The sequence below is a fragment of the Variovorax sp. Varisp36 genome (assembly GCF_047304235.1).
Classification (GTDB): domain Bacteria; phylum Pseudomonadota; class Gammaproteobacteria; order Burkholderiales; family Burkholderiaceae_C; genus Variovorax.
Genome location: NZ_JBGLYU010000004.1, coordinates 151,409 through 177,496, shown reverse-complemented (window position 1 = coordinate 177,496; position 26,088 = coordinate 151,409). Strand labels below are relative to the sequence as shown.

Genomic DNA, 26,088 nt, shown 5'->3' with positions numbered 1-26,088 from the left:
AAATCAATTGACGCACGCCCCCGGCTTCGCGGGCGTGGCCGGTGCCGTGTCCGCATCGCTCAGGGTGTTCAGGAAGCAGAGCAGGTCCGCGATGTCCTGCTCGGACATGGGAGGTGCGGAGCCCGCGGCGCGGCCGTCCATCGGCAGTTGCGTGTCGATGTTGGCTGCGTAGGCAGCCGGCAGGTCGTCGTACTTCTGCACCTTGCCGCCCGTGTACTGCGTCGTGACGAGGCCGTACGCCGGAAAGCCGGGATCGTTCTTCGCCTTGGGCGTTCCGCCGACGGTGGGGTACCACAGCTCGGGCTGCGTGTCGCGCGTGTTGTAGAAGCGCACGACCTGCTCCAGTGAATGCATCACGCCGTTGTGGAAGAAGGCCTGCCGCGTCGCCACGTTGCGCAGGGTCGGCGCCTTGAACATGCCGCAGAAGCCGTTCGCGGCGTTGGGTGCGGCCGGCGCGTGGCCGGTGCGCAGCGGGCCGCACACGCCCATGTCGAAATACTTCAGGTCGCCGTTGGCCGGAATGCCCGCGTTGCGCGGCACGCTGATCGCCTCGTACGAGAAGTCGGTGAACAGCGCCGAGCTGCCGTTCAGGCCCGCGCCCTGGTAGTGGCACGAGGCGCAGTTGCCGGTGGCCGGGTTGGTGAACACCTTCAGCCCGCGCGTTTCCGCCGGCGTGAGCGTGCCGCCGATCTTGTTGGCCGCGTACAGGTCGAACTTGCTGCTGTACGGGTGAAAGCTCTTGTCCTCCAGCTGGTAGGCCTGCAGGGCCTGCAGCGCGCTGGCGAAGGCGGCGTCGCTGTCGTCGAACACCTTCGCGCCGAAGGCCTTGGCGACCAGCGGTGCGTAGTCGGCCGCCTGCAGTTTCTTCACCACGTCGGTGCTGCTCGCGTTGGCCATCTCCAGCGGATCGAGCAGCGGAAGGCGGGCCTGCGCGGCCAGCGTGTCGGCGCGGCCGTCCCAGGCGAAGCCGCCGCCGGGGCCGGGCGCGCTGATGCCGTCGGGGTTGTCCAGCAGGTCGGCGTAGGGCGGCGTGATGTCCTTGTAGCGCAGCGAGGGCACTGCGCGCAGGCCGGCCTTGTCCATGTGCTCGCCGCCGAGCTGCACGGAGAGGTCGTTGGCCGGCGCGTACGCATGGGCCGGGTCGTGGCAGCTCGCGCACGACATGGCGCCGGAGCCCGAGAGGTTCTTGTCGAAGAACATCTTCTGGCCCGCCTGCGCCGCGAGGCTCAGCGTGCTGGCGGCGGCGGGCACCGCCGCGGGCGAGCTCGCCGCCGTGGTGGGCGCGGAGGCGGCCGGCAGCGCGGCCACCGATCCCCCGCCACCGCCGCCGCAGGAGACGAGCACGACTCCCGCCACGCCTGCTGCAGCCAGCACCGCCAGCCCGATCCAGCCGGCGCGTGTTACCGCCGGCCCTTTCGGGCCCGAACGGCGTTCTTCGCTCATTGCTTCAGCGACCAGACGTTGAACTGGTTGGCATCCGGCCCGACCTGCGCGGCGGTCGACACGTCGCCCGACTGCTTCTGCGTGTAGCTCGCCGGGATCACGAAGGCGTGGTTGATCGGCCGCACGCTGTCGAAGTGCGTGTCCGCGCTGCCCGCGTACTCCGGCAGGTTCATGATGTTCTGGGCGATGAAGGCCTCGGTGTACTTCGAGCGGTTCATGTACGAGCCGTCGACCGCCGGGTCGGCCAGCTGAAACATGTCCTGCAGCGTGCGCACGAACGAGAAGTGGCTGTAGGCATCGCTGTCCGATACGCCCTTGGGCGCGTCGGGCTGGTTGGTCAGGATGCCGAAGATGCTCTCGCCGTGGCCGCGGTTGCCCTTGGTGTAGTTGTTGATCGTGGCATCGACCGACCAGGTACCGTCCGCGTTCTGCTTGATCGGGTTGGCAACGGTGCTGTTGGCCACGTTCCAGCCGCAGCAGGAATTGAAGCCGCTGGTGGCGCTGCCTTCGTCGAACATCAGCACGATCGCCACGCGCTTGTGCGTGTTCTTCCACAGCGGCGAAGCCTGGATGCGCTTGACCGTGAAGTCCACGTAGTTGTCGCCGCGCGTGATGATCGGCGAGACGGCCGTGGTCGACACGTTGTTCGCCACGCTGCTGCAGTCGCTCGCGGTGCCGGTGCCGCCGGCGCCCTTCACGCTGATGCCGTGCATGTCGTCGCACTGGTCGGGCACCAGGAAGTTCAGGTTGCCGACGTTGCCGCTGGCCAGGTCGGTGCCGAGCTGGTCGTAGTCGTAGCTTGCGGGAATGGCGTAGTCGGTGCTGTTCTTCAGCGCCGCATCCCATTGGCCGCCGCCCATGGTGCGGTTGCTGTACTTCCATTCGGGCGCGCTGCGCACGTTCTGGTAGGCCATGCCGGGGTGATGCTTGGTCTTGTACAGGCCCGCGGGCAGCGGCAGCGTGAGCGTGGCGTCGCCGATGGTCGCGTTGTTGCCGCCGAGCGTGCCGGGCGGGTAGACGTTGTCCTTCGCGCTGACGGCGGCGTCGGCCACGCTGTCGGTGCGGAAGTCCTGGCCCGGGTTCATTGACTCGCTGTAGGTGCGCCAGGTGAGGCCGGCGCTCGTGATCGCGTTGAAGAGGTTCGGCTTGCCGACGATGTTGTGGTTCACCGCGGCGGCCTGCGTGCAGGTGGCCGCGAATGGCGACTTGGCCAGGCCCGGTTGTGTGTTGTCGGGCACGGGCGTGTCCTGCACCGCATTGGCGCCGGTCGCGTCGCAGTTCCACTGGCTGTCGTCGCTGATGCCCCAGTCGTCCGCGCCGCCCAGCGCCGTGTAGTTGGGCTCGCTCGGGTTGCCGGTGGCGTAGTAGCTCACCAGCTGGTTTCCGGCCTTGAGGTAGCCGTTGATCTTGGGCGCGTAGGCCGAGTTCAGGATCGACATCGTGGCCTTGTTCTCCAGCATCACGATGAAGATGTTGTCGTAGCGCGGAATGCCCTCGACGTTGAATGCGGCCTGCTGCGCCTGCAGGAAGGTGATGGGCTTGCGGTTGTCCGCGACGCCTGCCGTCGCCACCGTCACGCCCGCCATGCCGCTCAGGCGCGGGTCGCCGCCGGGGTTGGCCAGCGCGTCGGGGTACAGGTCGCCGCGGTCAAGCTTGGTGGTCGCGTAGGCGAAGCGGTTGTTGAGCGCATTGGCCTCGCCGAGCAAGGCGGTCTGCACATTGGCGGCCGCGGCATTGAAGTCGGCAAGCAGGGCGTCGACCGACACGCCCAGGCGCGTGGCCAGGTTCTGCTTCTCGGCTGCGTAGCTCGTGCCGTTGGCTTCGATCAGGCGCGCGACCTCGGATGACAGCGGGCTCACCACCACGGCCGTGCCTTGCTCCTTCACCTGGTCGAGCGCCACGCGCAGCACTTCGCGCCTGGGCACGCTGGCGTTGGTGGCGGTGTTCTTCGCGTTGGTGCCGATGTCGGCAATGAGCGCGGACGCGGCGGACAGCGAGAGGCTGAACTTGCCGTTGGCATCGGTCACGGCGGCGGGCTCGCCGCTGTCGCAGCGGCCGTTGTTGTTGCTGTCGACGCAGACCGTGGCGCCTGCGTAGTAGCCGGCCGCAATCACTGGATCGGTGCTGCTGCCGGCCTTGAAGGCGGTGGCGGCGAGCACGCCGCTGAAGGTGGTGTTGCCGGAGCCCGCGGGCTGGCTCGCGGGTTGGCTCGCGGGCGGCGGGAGGAATGCAACCGGCCCCGAGCCGCCGCCTCCGCCTCCGCACGCAGCCAGCAGCGAAGCTGCGAGCACGGTCAGGGTGGGACACAGCAAGCCGGATCTGATTTTTTGAATGGCTTTCAATTTCTTCTTTCGAGCGTGGAGGGGAGCGTGAAGCAGCGGCGCAGCCGATGGCTGCGCTTGCACTGCGGATCGCGGATGAATCTAGGAGCGCCGCATGTCAGTCAAAAGGCAGAAGACTTAGCAGCGAATTAGCGAGGCCCCGCGACCTGACCACGTCGAAAGAAGCACAGGAAAAGCCGAAACGAACGGCGTGCAGGAGGGCTGACTGCCACCTGACTTTTTGGCGCGCCGCGCACCTGAAATGCGGCCGTCGCGGGGCGAGCCGACACTGGCGGCGGCGTGATCGCGAGCCACCCACCCAGACCGTGGAAAGCCGGTCAGGGACGTCGCGCCGGAAGACTCAGGACTTCGCTTTCTTCGAAGACTTCGCCTTGCCCGCCCCATTGAGCGCGACCGCTTCGAGAACCAGCGCCTTGAACGCGGCTGCGTCCGGCTCTTCACCTTCATGGATGTCGATGGCGCGGCGCACGTTGCCGTCGAGGCTCGAATTGAAGAGTCGGGCCGGGTCCTTCAGCGACGCACCCTTGGCGAAGGTCAGCTTCACCACGCTCTTGTACGACTCGCCCGTGCAGATGATGCCGTCGTGCGACCAGACCGGCGTGCCCATCCACTTCCACTCCTCGATCACCTGCGGGTCTGCCTCGGTGATGAGCTTGCGCATCCTGGCGAGTGTTGCGCCGCGCCAGTCGCCGAGTCCGGCGATTTTTTCGGAGATGAGTTCCGAGGCCGGCTGGCCCTGGTCTGCTTTCGTGTCCGACTGCTTCATGTTCGTACCTCGATGAGTGGATCCAGTTCGGCGCGGAGGCGTTTTACCGCCACTTCGTGCCGCAGCGTCTGCGCGCCGCGCCCGTAGGTCGCGGCCTTGCGAATCAGCCGCAACTGCTCACGCTGCAGCCGTGTCTTCAGGCGCCTTGCGCGCCAGCCGTAGGTCCAGCCCGTTTCCCTGCGGACCTTGTACCGCTGCATGGGCGCGCCCAGCCGCACCCATTCGTCGTCGCGGATCAGCTCGCGCTCCGGCACGAACCAGGCTGCCAGTGCATGCAGGTACGTGCCGTTCTCGCGCGCGGCAACCTGCCAGAAGAGTCCCGCCACGATGATCGCGGGGAGCCCCTTGATCACCAGCATGATGGCCATTTCACCGTACCCGCCATCGAAGAGATCTTCGAGGAAAGGCGAGTTCCAGATGAAATGCATCGCCCATGCGAGCATGAAGCACAGCAGCGCGCATGCGATGCGCACCGCCATCGGCCGATGCGGATGCAGCAGGAACCACGCCACGCCGAAAGACGCGATCGCCGTGTAGGCCGCGTGGCTCCACAGCCCGCTCAGCAGCCCGCGCGTCAGCAGGTTGAGCAGCACCGGATACACCTGGTTCTCCAGCGGAAAGTGCATGGAGGCGTTGACCGTGTAGCTCAGGTTCTCGACCACCTGAAAGCCCAGCCCCGCCATCGCGCCGACGATCAGCACCGACAGGTAGGTCTGGAACTGGTTGCGCGCCACCAGCACCAGGAGGACGACCCCGGCAAGCTTCAGGAACTCTTCCGTGACCGGCCCCGCAACAGCCGGCCCCCACACCGCGACGAACTCCGGCGACACCAGCTTGGCGCACAGACTTTGGATGGCGATGTTGGCCGGCGCCGCGAAATACACCGCGCCCATGCCGCCCCATGCGAAGGCCAGCACGTAGGCCTCCGGCGGGTGCTGCTCGAGCAGGTCCAGCGTGCGAAAGGCCAGCACGAAAAGCAGCGTGTAGGCCCCCCACACCAGCAGCCCCAGGAATGCGGTGATGGGCACCACGCGAAACCCCATCGAGAACATCTGGACCGTGTAGAACAGCCCGTTGACGATCAGCGCCGCCAGCAGCCAGAAAGCGGCGCGCCCTGGCTGGAAGAACGAGTCGGTGCCGACCGGCCACTGGGCCCGGTCCTGGTCGAAGACGGGCGGCCTCACTGCGTGGCCTCCAGGTCCATCGAGTCCAGCATGCCGCGGGCTTCGGTCAGCGCGTCGTCCATGCCTTCGTTGGCGCCGTAGAAGTCGATCTGCACGAGCGATTTGCGCTGCAGGTCGACCACCTGCCAGAACCGGCCCGCCAGCTTGGAGCCGTAGTAGGCGAAGGTCTTGCCCTGCAGCCCCCACGACGTGACGAAGTCGGACACGTCGCCATCGATGCGCAGGCGCTGGCCGCGCTCCATCAGCCGCTGCTGCCGCACCAGCGAGCCATCCGGCCCGCCGGCCCAGGGCTGCGTCGTTACCAGGAACTTGTGGCTGCCCTTGAAAAGCATCAGCGACTGGCCTGCCTTCGAGCGGGAAACGTCCATCTCCCATCCCTCGGCGGGGACGAACCTGGCCTGGCCGGCGTCCACCGTCTGTCCCGCGGGCAACGGCCGGTTGCCCGGCGTGTGACGGTTCCAGAAGGTGAGACCGCCCACATAGGCGGCAATGGCGAGGAGCACCGCCAGCGCGCCCGGCCAGGTGCGATACGGTATGCGGCGTGACGGCTCATGCATCCTTTGATCGTGCCATACGATCGCATGCGCCTGGCGGCCCCCGCAACCGATGCGGCATACTGCCAGCCCCTAAAAACTCCCAGAAGCCCGCCGAATGGAAAACGAAGTCGACCCCCAGGTACTCGCAGTCATCAATGAAAAGCGACTGTCCGGACCACGGCTCACGCCGGTCGAAATCGTTGCCAAGATGGGCGTGTTCGACGCGCGCGAAAAGCCGTTCGACCACGCCTGGCTCGCAACCGGCGACAACGTCATCGCCACCATCTGGGCCGAATGGGTGAACGTGGGGGCCGGCGGGCGCTGGTTCTGCCTGGAGTCGCTCGACATCCACCACCGCGCGGGCGGCGGCGAGCGCAACGCGCAACAAGTCCAGCGCGGCAAAGACCGCCTGGCCTTGCTCAAGCGCACCTTCGACGCCGGCCAGGGCTTTCGTGCCGTGGTGCAGACCAACCGCCTCGCCATCGTCGAAGTGGAAAGCAACAAGGACGCCAAGGTGTCCACCCGCGTGCGCGACGACGACGAATGGCACGTCGCCAGCTGGGAGCCCGAGCAGAAGCTGGCTGTGCTGGTTCGCGGCCCGCGCGGCTGGGTGCCGACCGAGGCCGAAGTGCAAACCGCCAGGGCGCGCAGCAACGTGCCGCAGCAGCTGGCCGCAGCCGCCGGTGCAGCCGATGGCGCCGCAAGCAAGGCGTCGCCCGAAGAAGTGCGGGCCGCCGCCATCGCGTACGTCATCAAGCATTTCACCGGCTACGGCTACAAGGCCGAGAACCTCGCCGACAAGAACATCGGCTACGACCTCGAAGTGTCGAACGCCAAGGGCCAGACGCTGCTGCGCGTCGTGGTCAAGGGCACCGCGCCGGGCGTGCCGAGCTTCAAGCTCAGCGAAGAAGAAAGCGCATGCTCCGTGCGCGAACCGCTCTGGCGTCTGCTGGTGGTGACCGACGCGGGCAGCCCGACCGCGCAGCACAAGATCTACAAGCCCACCGAGATTAGCTCGGCCCCGGGCCACGACCCGTCGTAAGCAGCGCGCCGGGGCCGGCGCATCTCAGGCCCACCGCATGGAGGAATCCAGATGCCTGTTGCAATGTTCGCCGCCCTGGGCTTTACGGTCGCGCTCCTCGTCACGACGGCCTACTTCATCATGGGTTCGATCCCGCTTCTGGTCCTGAAGCACGACACACCGCTCGACGCCCGCTTTGTGCGCGGCTTCTTCAACATCTACTACAACGCCGCGTTCATTACCGCGACTGCAACAGCCATCAGCTTTGCACTTGCAGGGCGCGCGGGGCTCGCCGCGGGTGCCGTGGTTTTGGCGCTGATTGCCGTCGCCCTGCGCAGGAAGATCATCCCCAGGATGGACTCGCTCGGGGCGCAGATCCAGGCGAACTACATGGACGCCATTCCGGGATTTCGCCGAACCCACGTCATTGCGATCCTGATCAACATCGCCCAGCTCGTGGCCATCGTGTGGAGCCTCATTTCGCTGGGCCGATAGTTCGAGCCGGAAGCCCGACTGTCTGCTGCGCCTCGGCGACTGCCAATGCCTCGCCCAAGGTGCCGGCGCACAGAACCCGCGCCTCGGGTCGCAGTGCGCGCAAGCCGAAAGCGAAGCCGGCCTGGTACAGAGGGCGGGGGCGGGTGCTCGCGTGGAAATCGACCCGAGTAGACTCCGCGGCTTTCTGTTCTGCAGAGGAGCGACCCGCGATGGCTGTCTTCGGCGCCGGCCCTTACTTCCACGGTACGCGGGCGGACCTCCAGGTGGGCGACCTGCTCACCGCAGGCTTCCGCTCGAACTACGACGGCCGCGTCGTCATGAACCACATCTACTTCACCGCCTGGCCAAAGGGCGCCGGGCTGGCCGCCGAAATGGCGAAGGGCGAGGGCCGTCGCCGCGTCTACATCGTCGAACCCACGGGTGCCTTCGAGGATGACCCCAACGTCACCGACAAGAAGTTTCCGGGCAATCCCACACGCTCGTACCGCAGCCGGGAGCCGCTTCGGATCGTGGGCGAACTGGCGACCTGGGAGCTCTTTGACGCGGAGTACATCCTGCAGCTCAGGGAGCGCGTACGCGTGGGCATGGGGGAGATCATTAACTGAATCCCGCCTGCCATGCCGCGCTGGGTAGCGATCGGAAATGGACTGGGTCGCGGAGATCGCCCAGCGCGATGCCCGGCGTTGGATGATGGATTCGAGCGTCGGCCACAACCAGACTTTAGGAGTGCACCACGGATGGTCCGCGCAGCTCGAACAGTCATTCGCCGACGGCGAGCGGCCGCACCACCCGCTCACCGCAGTTCCGGAAAAGACAGCCCCATCACATTTGCCGATTCAAGCCAGTGATCCCTGTGGCGCAGGAATTCGCATGCGCGCGTTTCCCACGGCAGCGGTCCTTCCCGCCGTTCATCACCTCTGCGGCATGTCCTTGATCGAATACCCCAGGCTCACAGTCGCATCCTCCGGAATCGCCGGCATCGTCGCATTCCAAGCCTGCCAATCCGCCCGCATCGCAGCCAGCCTTTCCGGCTCCTTCTTCGCCAGATTCGCCCGCTCGCGCTCATCCCCGGGAATGTTGAACAGGTACTCGTTCCCGTCCACCTTCAGGTACTTCCAGTCCCCATCGCGCATGGCTTCCTGCCCGCGGTGGTTCATGCGCCAGTGCAACGGCCTGCGGAAGCTTTGCTTCGCATCCTTCAGCACGGGCATCAGCGAGACGCCATCCAGCGGATAGTCCGCATGCGCCGCCACGCCGGCCGCGTCGAGCATGGTGGCCGACCAGTCCATGGTCATGCACAGCTGCGTGCTCTCGCTGCCCTTGCCAATCACCGCAGGCCAGTGCGCGATCCATGGCACGCGGATGCCGCCTTCGGTCAAATCCATCTTGCCGCCCACCAGCGGCCAGTTGTCCGAGAAGCGCTCGCCGCCGTTGTCGCTGGTGAACACCACCAGCGTGTTGTCGGCCATGCCGTGCTTCTGCAGCGCGGCCATGATCCAGCCGATGCCTTCGTCCATGTGATGGATCATGCGGCGATACACGTGGATGTTGCCGCCGGCCAGGTCGAACAGGTTGTCCTTCACGGCGGGTGCTTTGGCCGCGTCGTCGCGCGTTTCCCATGGCCAGTGCGGGGCGGTGTAGTGCAGGCTCAGGAAAAAGGGCGCTTCCTGCTTCGCCATGCGCTCCACGTACTCGACCGCGCGCTTCGAGAGGATGTCGGTGAGGTAGCCCTCTTCGACCTTGTCTTCCTCGCCGAACCACAGGTCGTGCCGTCCGGTGGAGTCGCAGTGGGTGAAGTAGTCGACCCCGCCCGACATCGGACCGAAGAATTCGTCGTATCCCGAGCGCAGCGGCCCGAAGCTGGGCGGGTAACCCAGGTGCCATTTGCCGATGAGCGCCGTGCTGTAGCCGCTGGCCTTCAGCAATGAAGGCAGCGTGGGATGGTCGGTCGGCAGGCCAAGCGTGGCGCTGCCGCGGCTCCTGCTGTTGATGGGCTCTTCGGCGGCGCCGCGCAGGCGGTACTGGTAGCGCCCGGTGATCATGCCGAAGCGGGTAGGCGAGCACACGGGCGAGTTGGCGTAGCCCTGCGTGAGCTTCAGGCCGTTGGCGGCCAGCCCGTCGAGCACGGGCGACACGGGGCCGAACACGGCGTCGCGGCCGCCGTAGCAGCCGAGGTCTGCGTAGCCGAGGTCGTCGGCAACGATGAAGATGATGTTGGGTCTGTTCATGTCTCTTTGGCGTCGTCGGAGCTCAGGGCTGGTAGCCCGACTTCTGCACCACCGGGGCCCACTGCGCGCGGTAGGACTTCAGCATCGCGGCGGTCTGCGCCTGCGTGCTCACTACCGGGGTCATGCCGGAGTCCTTGAACTTGCGCTGCGTGTCCGGGTCCTGCATCACTTCGCGAATGATGTTGGACAGGCGCTCGACCTTGTCCTTGGGCATGCTGGCCGGCGCGAAGAAGGTGTTCCAGCCGGTGGCGGACAGGTCGAGGCCTGCTTCCTTGAAGGTAGGCACGTTCGGCGCAAAGGGCGAGCGCTTGGCGCCCGACAGCGCGAGGATGCGCAGCTTGCCGGCCGCGTGCTGCGGGATCACCACGTCTTCGGTGTCGACGGCAATGGGCACCTGCCCGCCGATCAGGTCGTTCAGCAGCGGCGCGGAGCCGCGGTAGCCGATCACCTGGGTCTGCACCTTGGCCTTCTCGCCCACCATGAGGCCGAAGAAGTGCGGCAGGCTGCCGGTGGCCGGCACGCCGACGTTGGCCTGGTTGGGGTTGGCGCGCATCCAGGCGAGCAGATGGTTGAGCTCGCGCACGGGCAGGGTGGGGGACACCGCCAGCGCGAAGTTGTAGTCGTTGACGTAAGACACGGGCACGAAGTCGCGCTCGGGGTCGTAGTTGTTGTCCTTGAAGACCAGCGGCGCCACCACCATCACGGCGGGGTTGGCGAGCATCAGCACGTTCTGGCTGGCCGGGGTGGTCTTCACCTGCTGCGCCGCGAGGCGGCCGCCCGCACCGGGCTTGTTGTCGACCACCACGGGCACGCCCAGGCGCGAGGAAAGCTTGTCGCCCACGATGCGCGCCACGCGGTCGGTGGCGCCGCCGGGGGCGTAGCCGACGACGATGCGCAGCGGGGTGTCGAACGTCTGCGCGCTCGCCGCGGGTGCCGTGGCGGCGATGGATGCCATGAAGCCGGCTGCGGCAAGCAGCGTGGCCAGGCGGCGGGTGATGGGGGGCGTATTCGGCATATCGGGGTTCCTCCTCGTTTCGGTCGTTCGTTTGGTTGTTCAGTCGTTGGCCTGGAAATTCACGGCTTTCATGATGCCCGCCCAGCGCGCGGTGTCCTCGCGCATGGTCTTCAGCAAGGCGTCGCTGCCGTCGCCGACCGGGTACATGCCGTTCTGCAGCAACTGTTGGCGCACCTCGCGCGAGTTGACGGCGCGGACGAATTCCGCGCGCAGCTTGTCGACGGTGGCTTGTGGTGTCTTGAGCGGTGCGTAGTAGGCGAACCAGGCGGTGGCCACCACGTCCTTGTAGCCGGCTTCGACGAAGCATGGCAGGTTGGGCATGAGCGGCGAGCGCTTCTCGCCGCTGGTGGCCAGCACCTTCACGCGGCCCGTGGGCATCATCTGCTGCGCGCCGCCGACGGTGTCGAAGTACACGGGTATGGTGCCGCCCATCACGTCCTGCCGCGCGGGGGTGGAGCCGCGGTAGGGCACGTGCACCATCTTCAGCCCGGCCGTGCGGTTGAGCATCTCGCCTAGAAAGTGCGAAGGCGTGCCCGAGCCGTAGGAGCCGAAGCTCAGCTTGTCGCCCTGCGCCTTGGCCCAGGCGATGAACTCGGCCAGCGTGTTGGCAGGCACGTCCTTGTGCACGGTCAGCGCCAGCTCGAAGCGCGCCGCGTTGATGATCGGCACGAAATCCTTGAACGGGTCGTACGAGAGGCTGCGGTAGGCGCTCGGGTACATGGTCATCATGCTGGCCGTTCCCAGCAGCAGCGTGTGGCCGTCGGGGGTGGCCGTCTTGACGGTTTCCGCCGCAATGCGGCCCGCCGCGCCCGCGCGGTTGTCGACGATGAGCGGGCCCAGCGCCTCGCGCACCTGCTGCGCGATGGCGCGGGTCAGCACGTCCTGCGTGCCGCCGGCGGGCACGCCGATCAGCACCTTGATGGGCTGGCCGGGCCTGAAGGCCTGGGCCCGCGCATCGAGGGCGAGCGGCGCAAGGGCAAACCCGCCCAGGGCGGCGAGTGCGTGGCGGCGGTCGAACGAAGAAAGGGGCGTGGGCATGGGGCGGCGTCTCCGGGGTTTTCTCGGGGTTGGAGTTCGATCCCGAAGACTGTAGAGACGCTACAGTCGATTGATCTAATCAACCAACCCCCGGACTAACCCCCAATGACCACGCAGCACCGTTCGCTCGACGACCTGCTGCTGTACCGGCTGTCGCGGGTGGTCGGCGTGGCGGGTGGCATGGTGATCCGGCTGTGCGAGGGCCGCTTCGGCATCACGCGGCGCGAATGGCGGATGATCGTGGTGCTCGCGCGCCGCGGCGAACTGGGCTCCTCCCAGCTGGCCGAGCATGCCCAGCTCGATCGCGCCCGCACCTCCAAGGCCGTTGGTTCGCTGGTCGAAAAACAGCTGGTCTCGCGCGTGGCCCGCGTGGGCGACCGGCGGCAGGTGCTGCTGGACCTGACCGAGGCGGGGCACGCGCTGTACGCGGAGCTTTTTCCGCTGGTCACCAGGATCAATGCCGAGCTGATAAGCGCCCTGAGCGGCGAAGACGCGGCGCGCCTGGACCAAATCCTGCACCTCCTGCAGGCGCAGGCCGAGCGCATGGTGGCAGTGGCCGTGCTGCCCAAGGCGGACCGAGGCCGCCGCGGGGCGGGCGGCATCAGGCCACCTTCATCACGGTCGCCTTGACGATGCCGCGGTAGCGCACCTGGTTGCTTGCCAGGCGGTGCGCTGCGGCGCCGCCTTCATCGGCGAGCGCCTCAACGCCGTATCAGGCCACGGCTCGTTGCTGCTGTTGTCCGTATTCCTGGTCGCCGTCGCTCGCGATGCGCATCTTCGGCAGGAACTGCGGGTGCTCGCGCTGCATGAAGTCGATCAGCCCTTCGCGCACGCTGCAGCGCAGGTCGAACGCAAGGCCCGACGTTGCCGCGGTGCACAGCACGCGGATCTGCATGGTGCGCTCGGTCGCATCGGTCACTCGCAGGTTGAAGAAGCGGCCGTCCCATTCGGGTGCGGCCTTCACGATGCGCTCGACCTCCGCGCGCAGCGGCGCGAGCGGCATGCCGTAGTCGACGTAGATGAACACGGCGCCCAGCAGCTGCGCCGAGTGCCGCGTCCAGTTCTGGAACGGCTTCTCGATGAAGTAGGTGAGTGGCAGGATCAGCCGGCGCTCGTCCCAGATCTTGAGGACGACGAAGGTGCCCGTGATCTCCTCGACGCGGCCCCATTCGCCCTCGACCACGAGCACGTCGTCGATGCGGATCGGCTGCGCCAGCGCGATCTGCAGGCCCGCAATGAGGTTGCTGAACACCGGCTTGGCCGCAAGGCCGGCCACGATGCCGATCACGCCGGCCGAAGCCAGCAGGCTCGCGCCCACCTGGCGCGCACCCGGAAAGGTCATGAGCATCATCGCGCCGCCGGCCACCAGCACCACCGTCATGGCGGTGCGCGCCAGCACGCGCGTCTGCGTGAGCACACGGCGCGCCTGCAGGTTGTCGTCGATGTCGGAAGGGTTCTGGGCGAGCACGCCTTCGGCGAAGCCGCTGATGGCCTTCACCGTGAGCCAGGTGGCGGCGGCGATGAGCAGCAGTCCGTTGAGGTGGCGAACGTTGCCGATGAAGCGAAGGTCGTCAGGCGCCGCCTGGAAGATGAGCAGCAGCGCCACCAGCGGCAGCACGAGCCGTGCTGGCGCGTTGCAGTTGATCACCATCGCGTGCACCGTGGGTACGGGGCGGGTGATGCGCTTCAGGACAAGGCCGCCGATGCGGTGAACCAGAAGAGCGAGCGGGATGGCGACGAGGATGGCAATCCATGTGCCGAACCAGGGGTGGGCAAGTATCTCTTTGGTCATCAGGCGGTGGTCGTCGTGGCTGCTGTTGTCTCGTTCAGGGGTTGAAGAATGCGCGCCGCGTCGTCGCGCAGCTGCGTGGCGAGTGCCGTGGCGAGGTCGAGCCGGCGCAGCAGCCAGGGGCTGATGTCGTTGTCGAACGGGTCGGGCAGGGGGATCGGGCCACCCACGGTGGTCGAGCCGGCGCTCTCGGGTTGAGAGGGGCCGGTGGTAGGGATGGTTCCGATGGCCGCTTCGATGCGCTGCGCGGTGCGGCTGATCGGGCCTTCGACCTCTGCGGGCGTGAGGCGGTCACGCCGCAGCACCAGCATCGACTTCACGGCGCTCAACTGCGCAAGCAGCTGGTAGCTGTGTGCCTGCAGGTGCTCGAGCGGCTCCAGCGGCGGCTGCACCGCGCGCGGCTCCGAGAGCGAGCGCTGCGTGGCCTGCACCAGCGCCGAGAGGCTGTCGTAGGCCTCGCGGCGCGCGAGCCGCCATTCGAGCTCGGGGCTGCTGTCGATGGCCTTGAGCTGACCCAGGCCGAGCGCGAGCCGTGCATGCCGCGCCTGCGCGCTGAGCACGCGCGACACCAGCGCCGGAATCTGCGTGCGCTCCCACGAGGGCAGCACGTAGCAGAAGCCCCAGGCCAGCGCGGCGCCGATGAGCGTGTCGGCGATGCGCTCGAAGAGCGCGAAGATGGGCGCGATGCCCACGTTCAGCATGTGGGCCTGCACCAGGCCGAGCACGGTGGCGGCCACGGCGGTAATGAGGTAGCGCCGCACTGCGAAGCTGTGCGCGATGGCCTGCGCCACCGTGACGATGACCAGCAGCATCAGCGCCGACGGGTGCGCCGACAGCAGCCCCACCGCGAGCACGCAGCCCAGCAGCGTGCCAGCCACGCGCGCGTTGCGGCGCTCCAGCGTCTGCGACAGGCTGCCGCGCAGCACGACCACGATGGTCAGCAGGATCCAGTAGTCGTGCGAGCCCCAGGGCATCGACACCGCGATGGCGTAGCCGGCTGCGATGGCCAGCGCGGCGCGGATGGCGTGGCGCAGCGGCGGCTGGTCCCAGCTCCACAGTGTGAAGAAGGGGCGCAGCGACCAGTCGGTAGGGCTCACGAAGAGCTGCCAGTTGGCGCGCACCACGGCGAGGTTGGGCTCGGCGTCGCCGCGCGCCATGGCCGACAGGCGCAGCACCTCGTCGTTGATGTGGCCGATGCGGCTGGCCAGCCCGCGCGCGAGCATGGCGGCCGTGGGGCCGATGTGGCCGCCGCTGCCGCCGTGCATGTCGGCGCTGTCGTCGGCCGAGACGTGGATGGCCGCCAGGCGTGGGCGGCGGTCGGCTATGGCCTCGGGGTGGCGGCCCATCATGAGGGCGTCGGCCAGCGCGATGGTCTCGTCGGCGAGCTCTTCGAGCACGCGGCGCATCTCGATCAGCGCCTCGGCGTGCGCGGGGTGGGCGCGCAGGGTGTCGAGGTCGAGCTCGCTGGCCAGCAGCTGGTCGCGCATCTCGAGCACGATCACCAGCATGGCGGCCAGGCGCTGGCGGCGCGGAGTGCGCGGCGATTCGAGCACGATGTCGCGCGTGGCCTGCAACTGGTCGGCCAGCGCGGCCTGCTCGCGCAGCAGTTGGCCCAGCAAGGGCGCGGGAGTGTCGCGCACGTCGCGGGTCTCGTCCTGCGGCAGGAACTGGCTGGCCTCGGTTCGCATCAGCGCGGCCAGCGAATACAGCACGTCGGCCACCGACTGGGTGCGAAAGCGCCCGTTGAGCGCGAGGTTGGCCAGCGTGGCCCAGATCACGTAAAGGCCCGCGCCCAGTCCGAAGTGCCAGGTGCGCTCGATGGCGTCGGCCATGCCGGCGGGCGGCGGCGTGGCCATGGAGAACACCATCGAGAACATCACCGCGATGGCGATCGGAATGCCGCGCTTGCCCCAGGCCATGGCCAGGAAGGCGACGAAGGTGGCGGGCACCAGCACCAGCCCGAGCCGGATGGGGGCACTGTGCAGCATCTGCACCGCGAAGAAGAGCGGCAGCCCGATGAGCGGCGCCGGCAGCATCTGCAGGAACTTGCCGCGGCGTGGGCCGGGCAAGTCGGGCGGCGCGGTGACGATCACGCCGGTGGCGGCCGCAGAGGCCGCAATGGTGCCGAGCCAGAGGTGGATGCCGCCCGAGATGAACAGCAGGCCCAGCGCAACGGTGAGCCCGCTCGCGACGTAGTGGCTCAGCGCGATGCGCAGAGCGGCACGAACGCGGGGCGCGGCGTGGGGCCCCAGCATCGTCACTTGGCGGGCGTGTCGCCCTCGGAGGGGCCACCGGCGGCGGGTGCGTCGCGGCGGATGCGCGTGAGCTTTCGGGGGGCGGGTGCGGCGGCGGGTGCCGGGGCGGCGCCTTCGGCAGCTTCATCCGCGAAGTCGACCACGGTGCTGCGGGCGTACAGGTCGACCGAGGCGTCGGCGGCATTCGACTTGGTCGAGGCGGACACGGCGCGCACGCGGTCGCTGGCGCGCAGCTTGTCGTCCACGTTGGCAAACTTCGAATACTTGGCGAGCAGCGGCACCAGCTGGCCGTAGATGCGCGGGGCGCCGGCCAGGCATTCGCGCTGTTCGAGGAACTCGGGCTCGCCCGTGAAGTTGCCGATCAGGCCGCCGGCCTCGGTCACCAGCAGCGAACCCGCGGCCACGTCCCAGGGATTCAGGCCGGTCTCGAAGAAGGCGTCGGTGAAGCCGGCCGCCACGTAGGCGAGGTCGAGTGCGGCGGCGCCGGGGCGGCGCAGGCCGGCCGCGCGGGGCATCATGTCCGCCATGATGGCCAGGTACTGCTTGAAGTTGTCGCCGGTGCGGAACGGGAAGCCGGTGGAGATCAGGCACTCGTTGAGGCGGGTGCGCTTGGAGACGCGGATGCGGCGCTCGTTCATGTAGGCGCCGCGGCCCTTGGTGGCGGTGAACAGGTCGTTGCGGGTGGGGTCGTACACCACGGCCTGCTCGATCTTGCCGCGCACCGACAGCGCGATGGACACGCAGTACACCGGGAAGCCGTGGATGAAATTGGTGGTGCCGTCGAGCGGATCGATGATCCAGACGTAGTCGGAGTCCTTGGCGCCGTGTTCGGTGCCCGATTCTTCGGCCAGGATGCCGTGCCCCGGGTACGCGCCAAGCAGCGTCTCGATGATCGCTTTTTCGCTGGCGTGATCGACTTCGGTGACGAAGTCGTTGACCTGCTTCTGGGAGATGCGAACGGCCTCGACGTCGAGGGCGGCGCGGTTGATGATCGCGCCGGCGGCGCGTGCGGCCTTGACGGCCACGTTGAGCATGGGATGCAGGTTGGGGGACGACATTGGATTGTGGGAAGAACGGTGGGGAGGCCCCCGGAGGCGGCCCGGCGATGCGGGCAGCGAGAATCGGGGGATTTTACCGGCTCCGCCGTTTCGTGTCTCCAAATCCGCCATGCGCACCCGTTTCATCCTGATCCAGACCAGCCACGCCGGCAACGTGGGCGCCGCCGCCCGCGCCATGAAAACCATGGGTTTTTCCGACCTCGTACTGGTGGCGCCGCGCTGGGCCAACGTGCTGCGGCGCGAGGAAACCATCCAGCGCGCGAGCGGCGCGCTCGACGTGCTGACCAACGCCCGCATCGTAGAAACGCTGGACGAAGCCCTTGACGGCGTCACCCACCTGTGCGCCACGGCCATGATCCCGCGCGACTTCGGCCCGCCCACGCGCACGCCCCGGGAGCACCTGGAACCCCTGGCCAAACAGGGCGACCAGCACGTGGCCTTCCTGTTCGGCTCCGAGCGATTCGGCATGCGCAACGAGGACGTCTACCGCTGCAACGTGGCCCTGAGCATCCCGACCGATCCGAAGTTCGGCTCGCTCAACCTGGGCGCGGCGATCCAGGTGGTGGCCTACGAGTGGCGGCTCGCGCTCGGTGGCTACGAGGTGCGCGAAGCCATCAACCCCGTGCAGGCGGCCGATGCGCAGGCGGTGGCCGGCATGCTCGACCACTGGGAGCGCTCGCTCGTGGAGATCGGTTTCCTCGATCCCGAAGCGCCCAAGAAGCTGATGCCGCGGCTGCAGCAGCTTTTCAACCGCGCCCAGCCTACGCCGGAGGAAATCCACATCCTGCGTGGCATCGCCAAGGCCATGGCCGACGCCGCCAAGGCACCCAAGGCCGGCAAAAGCTCCTGAATAAAAAACCCCTTCGGCCCTACGCGAAGACCCCCGGCCTTAGACTGCTTCGCCCCTATCGATATAACGACAACAGACAGAAGGCAGCGATGTTTACTCGACTGCGCGCCGACATCCGGTGCATCCTCGAACGCGACCCGGCCGCCCGCAGCGCATGGGAAGTGATCACGGTCTACCCCGGCTTCCATGCCGTGGTGCTGCATCGCTGGGCGCACGCCTGTTGGACGCATGGCTTCAAGTGGCCCGCGCGCTTCATCGCGCACTGGGCGCGCTGGCTCACCGGCATCGAGATCCATCCGGCCGCCAAGCTCGGTGAGCGCGTGTTCTTCGACCACGCCATGGGCGTGGTGGTCGGCGAGACGGCCGAGATCGGCGACGGCTGCACCATCTACCAGGGCGTGACGCTGGGCGGCACCTCGCTCTACAAGGGCGCCAAGCGGCACCCGACGCTGGGGCGTGATGTGGTGGTGAGCGCGGGGGCCAAGGTGCTGGGCGGCTTCGTCGTGGGCGATGGCGCCAAGATCGGCAGCAACGCGGTGGTCATCAAGCCGGTGCCGGCGGGGGCGACCGCGGTGGGCATTCCCGCACGCATCATTCCGTCGAAGACCGGCGAAAGCGCCGATGTGGCCGCGCCGCAGAAGTTCTCCGCCTACGGCATCACGCAGGAAGACGACCCGCTGAGCCAGGCGCTGCGCGGGCTGATCGACAGCGCATCGAGCCAGGAGCACCAGATCGCGCTGCTGTGGCAGGCCATCGAGAAGCTGTCGGCGCAGCCGGGCACCAAGGATTGCGTGCCGGGCGATGCGGCGCGCGACGAGAACTTCGAGGCGGACAAGCTCACGCAGCTGGTGGGCAAGTAAGAAGAAGCCCGATCAGCCGCCCCGCTTGGCCGGCGCGTGCAGCGCCCCGTGCACATGGCCTGCGTGCTGGCCGAAGGTCTCGGGAGCGAGGGAGGCGGTGTCCAGTTCCTGCAGGATGCCGCAGGCGTTGGCCGATTCGGGGCCGCAGCATTGTTGGCGCAGCGCCTTCAGTTGCTTCTCCAGCATCTTGAGTTCGGCGATGCGCGTGGCCACGTGGCCGATGTGGTCGTCCAGCAACTGGTTGACCTCGCCGCAGTCGTCCTGTGGCGCGTCGCGGAATTTCAGCAGGCTGCGGATCTCGTCGAGCGTCATGTCGAGCGAGCGGCAGCGGCGGATGAAGCCCAGGCGCTGGGCATGGTCTTCGTCGTAGATGCGGTAGTTGCCATCGGTGCGCGCGGGCTCGGGCAGCAGTTGCTCGCGCTCGTAGTACCGGATGGTTTCGACCGGCGTGTTCGCGACCTTGGCCAGTTCCCCGATTTTCATGATGCGGCAAATGAACGAGTGGGAATGAGCGTTTGACTCTACACCTGCTTCAGGGTTTCCAATCGATGCCATGACGAATCAGAACGCCCTGAAGCCGGTGACGCCGGCCCTTCATCCGCACGACCACGATCATGGTCACGACCACGCGCCCGGGCATGCGCATTCCCCTGCCGCAACATCCTGCTGCGGCGATCCGGTCTGCGGCTCGTCGCCCGCCATCGACGCGGCCGATATTCCCAAGGGCGCCTTGCTCTTTCGCATTCCCACGATGGATTGCGCCGTCGAGGAATCCGAGATCCGCCGTGCGCTCGAGCCGGTCGCGGGGGTCAAGGGCCTGCGCTTCCGGCTTGGCGAACGCACCATGGCCATCACCACCGACGACGGCGTGCTGCCCCAGGCGCTCGCCGCGATCCGCAGGGCCGGCTTCAAGCCCGAGCCGCTGAACGCAGAGGGTGCCGCGGCAGCCGCGCCCGCGAAGATCGCCGGCATGAGCATCGGGCTTGCACGCCTGGTGGCTGCACTGCTGCTGGCCATCGCGGCCGAATCGATCTCCTTCATGGGGTTCGAGAGCAAGGGCTTCATGGCGGCCGAGATGGTGCTGGCGCTGGGCGCGATCGGCCTCGCCGGTCTCGACACCTACAAGAAGGGCTTTGCCGCATTGGTGCGCGGGCGCCTGAACATCAACGCGCTGATGGCCGTGGCCGTCACCGGTGCTTTCATCATCGGCCAGTGGCCCGAAGCCGCGATGGTGATGGCGCTCTATGCCATCGCGGAACTGATCGAAGCGCGCGCCGTGGACCGTGCGCGCAATGCCATCCAGAGCCTGCTGGCGCTCGCGCCCGAGCAGGCCGAGGTGAAGCAGTCCGACGGCAGCTGGCGCACCGTGATGGCCAGCGAGGTGGTGCTGGATGCCATTGCGCGCATCCGCCCCGGCGAGCGCGTGCCGCTGGACGGTGTCGTCACCGAAGGCACCAGCGCCATCGACCAGGCGCCGGTCACGGGCGAGAGCATTCCGGTCGACAAGACCGTCGGCGACCAGGTGTTCGCGGGCACCATCAACCAGACCGCCGGGCTGGAGTTCCGCGTGACGGCGGTGGCGGCCAACACCACCTTGGCGCGCATCATCCACGCGGTCGAGGAGGCGCAGGGTTCGCGCGCGCCGACGCAGCGCTTCGTCGACAGGTTCGCCGCCATCTATACGCCCACCGTCTTCGTGCTGGCGCTGGCCGTGGCGGTGCTCACGCCGCTGTTCATGGACTGGACGTGGCTGCAGGCCATCTACAAGGCGCTGGTGCTGCTGGTCATCGCCTGCCCGTGCGCGCTGGTGATCTCGACGCCCGTCACCGTGGTGAGCGCGCTGGCCGCGGCCGCGCGGCGCGGCATTCTCATCAAGGGCGGCACGTACCTCGAAGAGGCGCGCAGGCTCAAGGCGGTTGCGCTCGACAAGACCGGCACCGTCACCGAAGGCAAGCCGAAGCTGGTCGACTCGGTGCTGGTCGACACCTCGGGCAACGAGGCCGCGGTGTTCACCATTGCTGCCAGCATCGCGGGCCGTTCGGACCACCCGGTGTCGAAGGCCATCGCCGAAGGCCTGAAGGGGCCGCAAGGCGAAGTCGGCGACTTCGCCGCGCTGCCCGGCCGCGGCGTGCAGGCCACGCACGCGGGGCAGGCCTACGTGCTCGGCAACCACCGCCTGATCGAGGAGCGAGGCCTGTGCACGCCGTCGCTCGAAGCCGAACTGAAGCGCCATGAAGAGGCGGGCCGCACCGTCACGCTGCTGGCATCGGACAAGGCCGTGCTCGCGCTGTTCGCCGTGGCCGACACCATCAAGGAATCGTCGCAGGCCGCGGTGGCGGAACTGCGTGCGCTCGGCGTCGTGCCCGTGATGCTCACCGGCGACAACGCCGCCACCGCGAAGGCCATCGGCGCCCACGCCGGCATCGACGACGTGCGCGGCAACCTGCTGCCCGAGGAGAAGCTCGACGCCGTCAAGGCCATGCAGCAGCGCTACGGCGCCGCCGCGATGACCGGCGACGGCATCAACGACGCCCCCGCGCTCGCACAGGCCGACATCGGCTTCGCGATGGGCGGGGCCGGCACCGACACCGCGATGGAGGCGGCCGACGTGGTCATCATGAACGACGACCTGCGCCGCATCCCCGAGACCATCCGCCTGTCGCGCCGGGCGCATTCGGTACTGTGGCAGAACATCACGCTGGCGCTGGGCATCAAGGCCGTGTTCTTCGTGCTCGCGGTGTTCGGCAGCGCGACCATGTGGATGGCGGTGTTTGCCGACATGGGGGCGAGCCTGCTGGTGGTGGCGAACGGGCTGCGTCTGATGCGCGCGCAAAGGTAGAGTAGAAGCCACGGCTTCACTTCACCAGCGTGCAGCCCACGCCTCCAGCGGCACCCGCGCCGCATTGCACACATAGCTCACGGAGTGATACCAACCCGCGAGCATCATCAGCTCGATCAGCTGCGCATGGCTCCAGTGCGCGCCCAGGGCCTCCCACAGTGCATCGTCCACATTGCTCGTGTCGTGCAACTGATCGACCATCGACACCAGAAGCCGGTCGCGCGGCGCGAGCAATGAAAGATCGCCATCGGCCGATGCCATCACGCGCCGGTCGGTTTCGCTGAAGCCGGCCGCGTCGGCGAAACCGGCCCAGTGCACGCCCCATTCGTATTCGGCACCGCAGCGGACACAGACCCGCAGGATGACGATCTCGCGTTCGCGCAGGCCGATGGCCGCCTTGCGGCCCAGCAGGTAGCGGCCCAGGTCGAGCGTGCGTTCGGCCAGCGCAGGGTTCACGGCCATCACGCGGAACAGGGCGAGGATTTCGGGCGCCTGCGGCGGCGTCATGCGCCGGAGCAGTTCGCCGATGGATTCGGGATAGGGCGCTTCGAGCGGGGGAATCCTCGGCGTGGGGTTCGCGGCTGTGCCGGCCATGGACGGTTCCTTCAATGCAATGATGGAAATCGCTACGAAAAGCGTAGCGATTCGCCGCAGTCTATCGCTACGAAATGCGTAGCGCAAGCGCGTACACTCGCCGAACGACCGATCAACCGAAGGACCCGGCATGGAAGACGCACAACCCGCGGCATCGCGCCGGCCCATCATGCGGCTGCTGGAGCAGCTCGGCCGCAAGGGCACGTTGCGCATCCTGTGGGAGCTGCGCGACGGGCTGCCGCAGAGCTTCAGGGCGTTGCGCACCAGCACGGACGACATGTCGCCCTCGGTGCTGAACGACCGGCTCAAGGAGCTGCGCGCTGTCGGCGTGGTCGAGCTTGCCGATGCGGGCTATGCGCTCACCGAGTCGGGCGGCGAACTCGTCAAGCGCCTCGCGCCGCTGAACCAATGGGCCAACCGCTGGCTCGACGACACGGCTTCGAACTAACATCCGCCGCATTGCCTTCCGTACTCCCGTCCCCCGATGTCTGTCACTTCGCTCCTGCTGCAACTCATCGTCATCCTGATCACTGCGCGCCTGTGCGGATGGATTCTTCGCCACGTGGGCCAGCCGGGCGTTGTCGGCGAGATGGCGGCGGGGCTGATGCTCGGGCCGGTCGTGATGGGGGCGCTGTTTCCCTCGCTGCATGCGCAGCTGTTCTCCAAGGAGTCGCTGCAGGGGCTTTCGTCGCTGTCGACGCTGGGGCTGGTGCTGTTCATGTTCGTGGTCGGCCTGGAGCTGCGGGCGTCGCAGGGCGTGCGTGAGCAGCTTCGCTCGGCGGGCTACGTGGGCGTGCTGAGCGTGGCCGTGCCGATGGCGCTGGGCCTGGCGATCGCGCCGGCGCTGCATCCGACGCTCGCGCCGGCCGGGGTCGCGTTCTGGCCGTTCGCGCTGTTCATCGCGGCGGCGCTGTCGATCACCGCCTTTCCCGTGATGGCGCGCATCCTGAAAGACCGCGGCATGACGCGCACGCCCTTCGGCCAGCTGTCGCTGGGTGCCGCGGCCGTGGTCGACGTGTTCGCCTGGATCCTGTTGGCCGTCGTGGTCGCGCTGGTCGGCGCGGGCGAGGGCTACCGGGGCCTGCTCAAGACCACGCTGGGCATGGCGGTGTTGCTGCTGGCGCTGTTCTTCGGGCTCAAGCCGGCCTTCGCGCGGCTGCTGCGCGCCAAGGCGCCCGAGGGCGAGCCTTCGACCACGGTGATGGCGGCGCTGATGATCGGCCTGCTGGCGACGGCGCTGGTCACCGAGTGGCTGCACCTGCATGCGGTGTTCGGCGCCTTCCTGTTCGGCGCCTGCCTGCCGCGCGACGACCGGCTGCTGAAGTCGCTCACCGAGCGCATCGAGCCGATTTCCATCGTCGTGCTGATGCCGCTGTTCTTCGCGCTGGCGGGACTGGGCACCACGGCCAATGCCTTCTCGGGCGCGAGCCTTGGCGCAATGCTGCTGATCGTGGGCGTGGCCACCGTGGGCAAGATCGCAGGCGGCGCGGCCGGCGCACGCATGGCGGGCTATGGCTGGCGCGACAGCCTGGCCACGGGCTCGCTGATGAATGCGCGCGGTCTGATGGAACTCATCGTGATGAAGATCGGCCTCGATGCCGGGCTGATCGGCCCCGAGCTGTTCACGATGCTGCTGGTGATGGCGCTCGTGACCACGGCAATGACGGGGCCGCTGATCAACCTGTTCATCGGCCGCAAGGCAGCAGTCGCGTCGGACGGCGCTCACGCCAAGTCCTGACGGCGGTTCAGCCGTCGCGGCGCACTGTGAAGCCGATGCGCGTCTCGCCGCCCTGGCTCGCCGCGAACACGCGCCCGCCGTGCATGCGCGCGATGGCTTCCACGATGGACAGGCCCAGGCCGTGGTGCCGAGGCGAGCCGTCACGGGCCGGTGCCGCGCGATAGAAGCGATCGAACAGGCGAGGCAACGCGGCGGGGTCGATCGGCTCGCCCCGATTGACCACCGCCAAGGTGAACTCGCTGTGGTTCTTCTCGCTCCCGATCTCGAGGCGGATCGTCGAGGCAGGCGCCGCGAAACGGATCGCATTGCCCAGCAGGTTGAAGAGGGCGCGCCGGACCAGCGCGGCGTCCACGTCGGCCATGGCGTCGCCCTTCACCTCGGCGCGCAGGCCGGCTTCTTCCAGCATGGCGTCGTAGAAGTCGATCACGTCGCCCGCCTGCGCCGCCAGGCTGGCCGCCGCCCGTGTGCGCATCGGCGTGCCGCTTTCGGCCTGCGAGAGAAACAGCATGTCGGTGACGATGCCCGAGAGCCGCCCGATCTCTTCGAGGTTGGACGCGAGCACGGCCTGCAGCTCCTCGTTGCCGCGCGGACGCGTGAGCGCGAGTTCGGTGGCGCCGATCAGGTTGGCCAGCGGCGTGCGCAACTCGTGCGCCACATCGGCGTTGAATGATTCGAGCTGCACATAGGCGCGCTGCACCCGCAGCAGCAGCGCGTTGAACTGGGTGATCCAGGGGCGCAGTTCTTCGGCGAAGTCCATCGCATCGATGGGGCGGTTGGCCTTGTCGGGCGCCATTGCAGCGGTGCGTTCGGCCAGCGCCTTGAGCGGGCGCAGGCCGCGCCGCACCAGCCACATGCCCGTGAGCGAGACCAGCGCCGTGCCCAGCACGACGGCGCCCAGCAGTGTCCATCCGAGTCGCTCCAGCAGGCGGTCTTCCTGCACCGTGTTCACGCCGAGCTGAACCTGCAACTGCGTCGTCAGGCCACTCTGCTGCCAGGGCACCAAGAGGTCGCGCCGCATCCAGCGGCTGCCGGCTGTGGGACTGGACTGGAAAAGCTGCTTGCCCGCATGCGAGATCGACAGGCTCACGTCGTCCTGCATCGAGAAGAAGTCGTCGAGCTTGTGCCGCAGGAAGACGAGGTCGCCGCCTTTGTCGGCCTCCTTGAGCAGGTGCTCCACCAGCACTGCCTTCTGGTTGAGCTCCTCTTCCTGTTTCTGCCCGAAGCTCCAGGCCGTGACGAGGTAGATGGCGAAGCAGATCACGCTGAGCCCGAACAGGGTCTGCGCGGCGAACCAGAGCGACAACCGGCTCTGGAGTGAGTGCGGCCGGGCGGTCAAGACCAGGAGCGGTCTTCGAGGACGTAGCCCATGCCGCGCACGGTGTGCAGCAGCTTCACCTCGAACGGATCGTCGAGCTTGCTGCGCAGGCGCCGGATGGCCACTTCCACCACGTTGGTGTCGCTGTCGAAGTTCATGTCCCACACCTGCTCGGCGAGCGTGGTGCGCGACAGGATCTGACCGCGCCGGCGCAGCAGCACCAGCAGCAGCGTGAACTCCTTGGCCGTGAGGTCGAGCCGTATGCGGTTGCGCATGCACTTGCGGCTGACGAGATCGACCTCCAGATCGGCCAGCCGCAGCACGGTGGATTCCTGCTGCTTGCCGCGTCGCATCAGCGCCTGCACGCGCGCCAGCAGTTCGGAGAAGGAGAAGGGCTTGACGAGGTAGTCGTCCGCGCCCTGCTGCAGCCCCTGCACGCGGTCCTCGACCTTGTCGCGCGCCGTCAGCACCAGCACGGGCACGTTCTTCGTGCGGCGGATGGCCTGCAGCACGGCAAAGCCGTCGATGCCGGGCAGCATCACGTCGAGCAGGACGAGGGCGTAGTCGCCCTCGGTGGCGAGGTACCTCCCCTCGATGCCGTCGCGAGCGATATCCACGACGTAGCCGTTCTCCTCGAGCCCCTTTTTCAGGTAGTCGCCAAGTTTGGGTTCGTCTTCTATGACAAGGATCCGCATTCACGCATGATATCGAAGCGCTTTTGA

24 protein-coding genes are annotated in these 26,088 nt (G+C 67.8%); 9 read left to right on the top strand and 15 right to left on the bottom strand.

Annotated elements, in window-relative coordinates; translation table 11 throughout:
• Positions 1–3: 3 nt before the first annotated feature.
• The 5 genes from ACCD11_RS04495 to ACCD11_RS04475 form a co-directional block, all read right to left on the bottom strand.
• Positions 4–1,443 (bottom strand): cytochrome-c peroxidase, encoded by a 1,440-nt coding sequence (locus ACCD11_RS04495; RefSeq protein WP_413312603.1) that lies wholly within the window; start codon positions 1,441–1,443, stop codon positions 4–6.
• A complete protein-coding gene (locus tag ACCD11_RS04490; RefSeq protein ID WP_413312602.1) occupies positions 1,440–3,755 on the bottom strand; it encodes an alkaline phosphatase family protein in 2,316 nt (771 codons plus the stop codon). The genes ACCD11_RS04495 and ACCD11_RS04490 overlap by 4 nt, the downstream gene beginning before the upstream one ends.
• Before the next feature lie 370 nt (positions 3,756–4,125).
• The gene (locus tag ACCD11_RS04485) at positions 4,126–4,551 is read right to left on the bottom strand and encodes a DUF1801 domain-containing protein (RefSeq protein WP_007833747.1); all 426 of its coding nucleotides are present in this window, start codon (positions 4,549–4,551) and stop codon (positions 4,126–4,128) included.
• On the bottom strand, positions 4,548–5,735 hold the full coding sequence (locus tag ACCD11_RS04480; RefSeq protein WP_413312601.1) for a PrsW family intramembrane metalloprotease: 1,188 nt from the start codon (positions 5,733–5,735) through the stop codon (positions 4,548–4,550). The genes ACCD11_RS04485 and ACCD11_RS04480 overlap by 4 nt, the downstream gene beginning before the upstream one ends.
• A complete protein-coding gene (locus ACCD11_RS04475) occupies positions 5,732–6,292 on the bottom strand; it encodes a hypothetical protein (protein ID WP_413312600.1) in 561 nt (186 codons plus the stop codon). Before ACCD11_RS04475 ends, ACCD11_RS04480 begins: the two co-directional genes overlap by 4 nt.
• A 94-nt stretch (positions 6,293–6,386) precedes the next feature.
• Here ACCD11_RS04475 and ACCD11_RS04470 point away from each other — a divergent pair, with 94 nt between their 5' ends.
• From ACCD11_RS04470 to arr, 3 genes are all read left to right on the top strand, one after another.
• Positions 6,387–7,313 (top strand): protein NO VEIN domain-containing protein, encoded by a 927-nt coding sequence (locus tag ACCD11_RS04470; protein WP_413312599.1) that lies wholly within the window; start codon positions 6,387–6,389, stop codon positions 7,311–7,313.
• A gap of 51 nt (positions 7,314–7,364) precedes the next feature.
• Positions 7,365–7,787: a hypothetical protein gene (locus ACCD11_RS04465; protein ID WP_413312598.1), complete on the top strand. Its 423-nt coding sequence runs from the start codon at positions 7,365–7,367 to the stop codon at positions 7,785–7,787.
• A gap of 209 nt (positions 7,788–7,996) precedes the next feature.
• Positions 7,997–8,392, top strand: a complete 396-nt coding sequence (gene arr, locus ACCD11_RS04460; RefSeq protein ID WP_007833735.1) for an NAD(+)--rifampin ADP-ribosyltransferase — start codon at positions 7,997–7,999, stop codon at positions 8,390–8,392.
• Positions 8,393–8,698: 306 nt separating this feature from the next.
• Here arr and ACCD11_RS04455 read toward each other — a convergent pair whose 3' ends face one another.
• The 3 genes from ACCD11_RS04455 to ACCD11_RS04445 are packed head-to-tail and all read right to left on the bottom strand — an operon-like array spanning position 8,699 to position 12,068.
• Positions 8,699–10,015, bottom strand: coding sequence for a sulfatase (locus tag ACCD11_RS04455; RefSeq protein WP_413312597.1), 1,317 nt, complete (start codon positions 10,013–10,015; stop codon positions 8,699–8,701).
• A 22-nt stretch (positions 10,016–10,037) separates the two neighbouring features.
• Positions 10,038–11,030 (bottom strand): Bug family tripartite tricarboxylate transporter substrate binding protein, encoded by a 993-nt coding sequence (locus ACCD11_RS04450; protein ID WP_413312596.1) that lies wholly within the window; start codon positions 11,028–11,030, stop codon positions 10,038–10,040.
• A 39-nt stretch (positions 11,031–11,069) separates the two neighbouring features.
• On the bottom strand, positions 11,070–12,068 hold the full coding sequence (locus ACCD11_RS04445; RefSeq protein ID WP_413312595.1) for a Bug family tripartite tricarboxylate transporter substrate binding protein: 999 nt from the start codon (positions 12,066–12,068) through the stop codon (positions 11,070–11,072).
• A 105-nt stretch (positions 12,069–12,173) separates the two neighbouring features.
• Between ACCD11_RS04445 and ACCD11_RS04440 the strand changes: the two genes are divergently transcribed.
• On the top strand, positions 12,174–12,698 hold the full coding sequence (locus ACCD11_RS04440) for a MarR family winged helix-turn-helix transcriptional regulator (protein ID WP_413312594.1): 525 nt from the start codon (positions 12,174–12,176) through the stop codon (positions 12,696–12,698).
• A gap of 82 nt (positions 12,699–12,780) precedes the next feature.
• Here ACCD11_RS04440 and ACCD11_RS04435 read toward each other — a convergent pair whose 3' ends face one another.
• From ACCD11_RS04435 to ACCD11_RS04425, 3 genes are read right to left on the bottom strand one after another with little or no spacing between them, the layout of a single operon-like run.
• Entirely contained in the window at positions 12,781–13,860 is a 1,080-nt protein-coding gene (locus ACCD11_RS04435) for a mechanosensitive ion channel family protein (RefSeq protein WP_007833730.1), read from the bottom strand.
• Positions 13,860–16,112, bottom strand: a complete 2,253-nt coding sequence (locus ACCD11_RS04430) for an FUSC family membrane protein (RefSeq protein WP_413312593.1) — start codon at positions 16,110–16,112, stop codon at positions 13,860–13,862. The genes ACCD11_RS04435 and ACCD11_RS04430 overlap by 1 nt, the downstream gene beginning before the upstream one ends.
• A 2-nt stretch (positions 16,113–16,114) precedes the next feature.
• Positions 16,115–17,170, bottom strand: a complete 1,056-nt coding sequence (locus ACCD11_RS04425; protein ID WP_056596436.1) for an inositol monophosphatase family protein — start codon at positions 17,168–17,170, stop codon at positions 16,115–16,117.
• A gap of 109 nt (positions 17,171–17,279) precedes the next feature.
• Between ACCD11_RS04425 and ACCD11_RS04420 the strand changes: the two genes are divergently transcribed.
• Both ACCD11_RS04420 and cysE read left to right on the top strand, forming a co-directional pair.
• On the top strand, positions 17,280–18,020 hold the full coding sequence (locus tag ACCD11_RS04420; protein ID WP_007833727.1) for an RNA methyltransferase: 741 nt from the start codon (positions 17,280–17,282) through the stop codon (positions 18,018–18,020).
• 89 nt (positions 18,021–18,109) lie between these two features.
• Entirely contained in the window at positions 18,110–18,880 is a 771-nt protein-coding gene (cysE, locus tag ACCD11_RS04415) for a serine O-acetyltransferase (RefSeq protein WP_007833726.1), read from the top strand.
• 12 nt (positions 18,881–18,892) lie between these two features.
• Here cysE and cadR read toward each other — a convergent pair whose 3' ends face one another.
• Complete coding sequence (gene cadR / locus ACCD11_RS04410) at positions 18,893–19,363, bottom strand: Cd(II)/Pb(II)-responsive transcriptional regulator (protein WP_007833725.1); 471 nt, start codon at positions 19,361–19,363, stop codon at positions 18,893–18,895.
• 70 nt (positions 19,364–19,433) lie between these two features.
• Between cadR and ACCD11_RS04405 the strand changes: the two genes are divergently transcribed.
• Entirely contained in the window at positions 19,434–21,719 is a 2,286-nt protein-coding gene (locus ACCD11_RS04405; RefSeq protein WP_413312592.1) for a heavy metal translocating P-type ATPase, read from the top strand.
• Positions 21,720–21,740: 21 nt separating this feature from the next.
• Here ACCD11_RS04405 and ACCD11_RS04400 read toward each other — a convergent pair whose 3' ends face one another.
• Positions 21,741–22,313, bottom strand: coding sequence for a carboxymuconolactone decarboxylase family protein (locus tag ACCD11_RS04400; protein WP_413312591.1), 573 nt, complete (start codon positions 22,311–22,313; stop codon positions 21,741–21,743).
• 130 nt (positions 22,314–22,443) lie between these two features.
• On the opposite strand from ACCD11_RS04400, the gene ACCD11_RS04395 reads away from it, so the two are divergent.
• Positions 22,444–22,761, top strand: a complete 318-nt coding sequence (locus ACCD11_RS04395) for a winged helix-turn-helix transcriptional regulator (RefSeq protein ID WP_413312590.1) — start codon at positions 22,444–22,446, stop codon at positions 22,759–22,761.
• A gap of 36 nt (positions 22,762–22,797) precedes the next feature.
• Positions 22,798–24,051 carry a cation:proton antiporter gene (locus ACCD11_RS04390; protein WP_413312589.1) on the top strand — a complete coding sequence of 418 codons (1,254 nt, stop codon included), beginning with the start codon at positions 22,798–22,800 and terminating at the stop codon, positions 24,049–24,051.
• Between the two features lie 7 nt (positions 24,052–24,058).
• Here the strand turns inward: ACCD11_RS04390 and ACCD11_RS04385 are convergent, their stop codons facing one another.
• Both ACCD11_RS04385 and ACCD11_RS04380 read right to left on the bottom strand, forming a co-directional pair.
• The gene (locus tag ACCD11_RS04385) at positions 24,059–25,387 is read right to left on the bottom strand and encodes a heavy metal sensor histidine kinase (RefSeq protein ID WP_413312588.1); all 1,329 of its coding nucleotides are present in this window, start codon (positions 25,385–25,387) and stop codon (positions 24,059–24,061) included.
• Entirely contained in the window at positions 25,384–26,061 is a 678-nt protein-coding gene (locus tag ACCD11_RS04380) for a heavy metal response regulator transcription factor (RefSeq protein WP_413312587.1), read from the bottom strand. Before ACCD11_RS04380 ends, ACCD11_RS04385 begins: the two co-directional genes overlap by 4 nt.
• Positions 26,062–26,088: the final 27 nt, after the last annotated feature.

Excerpts from the sequence above, each read along its gene's own strand:
- ACCD11_RS04485 (WP_007833747.1), bottom strand. The coding sequence starts at position 4,551 with ATGAAGCAGTCGGACACGAAAGCAGACCAGGGCCAGCCGGCCTCGGAA.
- ACCD11_RS04435 (WP_007833730.1), bottom strand. The coding sequence starts at position 13,860 with ATGACCAAAGAGATACTTGCCCACCCCTGGTTCGGCACATGGATTGCC.
- ACCD11_RS04475 (WP_413312600.1), bottom strand. The coding sequence starts at position 6,292 with ATGCATGAGCCGTCACGCCGCATACCGTATCGCACCTGGCCGGGCGCG.
- ACCD11_RS04425 (WP_056596436.1), bottom strand. The coding sequence starts at position 17,170 with ATGTCGTCCCCCAACCTGCATCCCATGCTCAACGTGGCCGTCAAGGCC.
- ACCD11_RS04470 (WP_413312599.1), top strand. The coding sequence starts at position 6,387 with ATGGAAAACGAAGTCGACCCCCAGGTACTCGCAGTCATCAATGAAAAG.
- ACCD11_RS04445 (WP_413312595.1), bottom strand. The coding sequence starts at position 12,068 with ATGCCCACGCCCCTTTCTTCGTTCGACCGCCGCCACGCACTCGCCGCC.
- cadR (WP_007833725.1), bottom strand. The coding sequence starts at position 19,363 with ATGAAAATCGGGGAACTGGCCAAGGTCGCGAACACGCCGGTCGAAACC.
- cysE (WP_007833726.1), top strand. The coding sequence starts at position 18,110 with ATGTTTACTCGACTGCGCGCCGACATCCGGTGCATCCTCGAACGCGAC.
- ACCD11_RS04455 (WP_413312597.1), bottom strand. The coding sequence starts at position 10,015 with ATGAACAGACCCAACATCATCTTCATCGTTGCCGACGACCTCGGCTAC.
- ACCD11_RS04430 (WP_413312593.1), bottom strand. The coding sequence starts at position 16,112 with ATGCTGGGGCCCCACGCCGCGCCCCGCGTTCGTGCCGCTCTGCGCATC.
- ACCD11_RS04420 (WP_007833727.1), top strand. The coding sequence starts at position 17,280 with ATGCGCACCCGTTTCATCCTGATCCAGACCAGCCACGCCGGCAACGTG.
- ACCD11_RS04495 (WP_413312603.1), bottom strand. The coding sequence starts at position 1,443 with ATGAGCGAAGAACGCCGTTCGGGCCCGAAAGGGCCGGCGGTAACACGC.
- ACCD11_RS04390 (WP_413312589.1), top strand. The coding sequence starts at position 22,798 with ATGTCTGTCACTTCGCTCCTGCTGCAACTCATCGTCATCCTGATCACT.
- ACCD11_RS04400 (WP_413312591.1), bottom strand. The coding sequence starts at position 22,313 with ATGGCCGGCACAGCCGCGAACCCCACGCCGAGGATTCCCCCGCTCGAA.
- ACCD11_RS04465 (WP_413312598.1), top strand. The coding sequence starts at position 7,365 with ATGCCTGTTGCAATGTTCGCCGCCCTGGGCTTTACGGTCGCGCTCCTC.
- arr (WP_007833735.1), top strand. The coding sequence starts at position 7,997 with ATGGCTGTCTTCGGCGCCGGCCCTTACTTCCACGGTACGCGGGCGGAC.
- ACCD11_RS04450 (WP_413312596.1), bottom strand. The coding sequence starts at position 11,030 with ATGCCGAATACGCCCCCCATCACCCGCCGCCTGGCCACGCTGCTTGCC.
- ACCD11_RS04395 (WP_413312590.1), top strand. The coding sequence starts at position 22,444 with ATGGAAGACGCACAACCCGCGGCATCGCGCCGGCCCATCATGCGGCTG.
- ACCD11_RS04380 (WP_413312587.1), bottom strand. The coding sequence starts at position 26,061 with ATGCGGATCCTTGTCATAGAAGACGAACCCAAACTTGGCGACTACCTG.
- ACCD11_RS04440 (WP_413312594.1), top strand. The coding sequence starts at position 12,174 with ATGACCACGCAGCACCGTTCGCTCGACGACCTGCTGCTGTACCGGCTG.
- ACCD11_RS04405 (WP_413312592.1), top strand. The coding sequence starts at position 19,434 with ATGACGAATCAGAACGCCCTGAAGCCGGTGACGCCGGCCCTTCATCCG.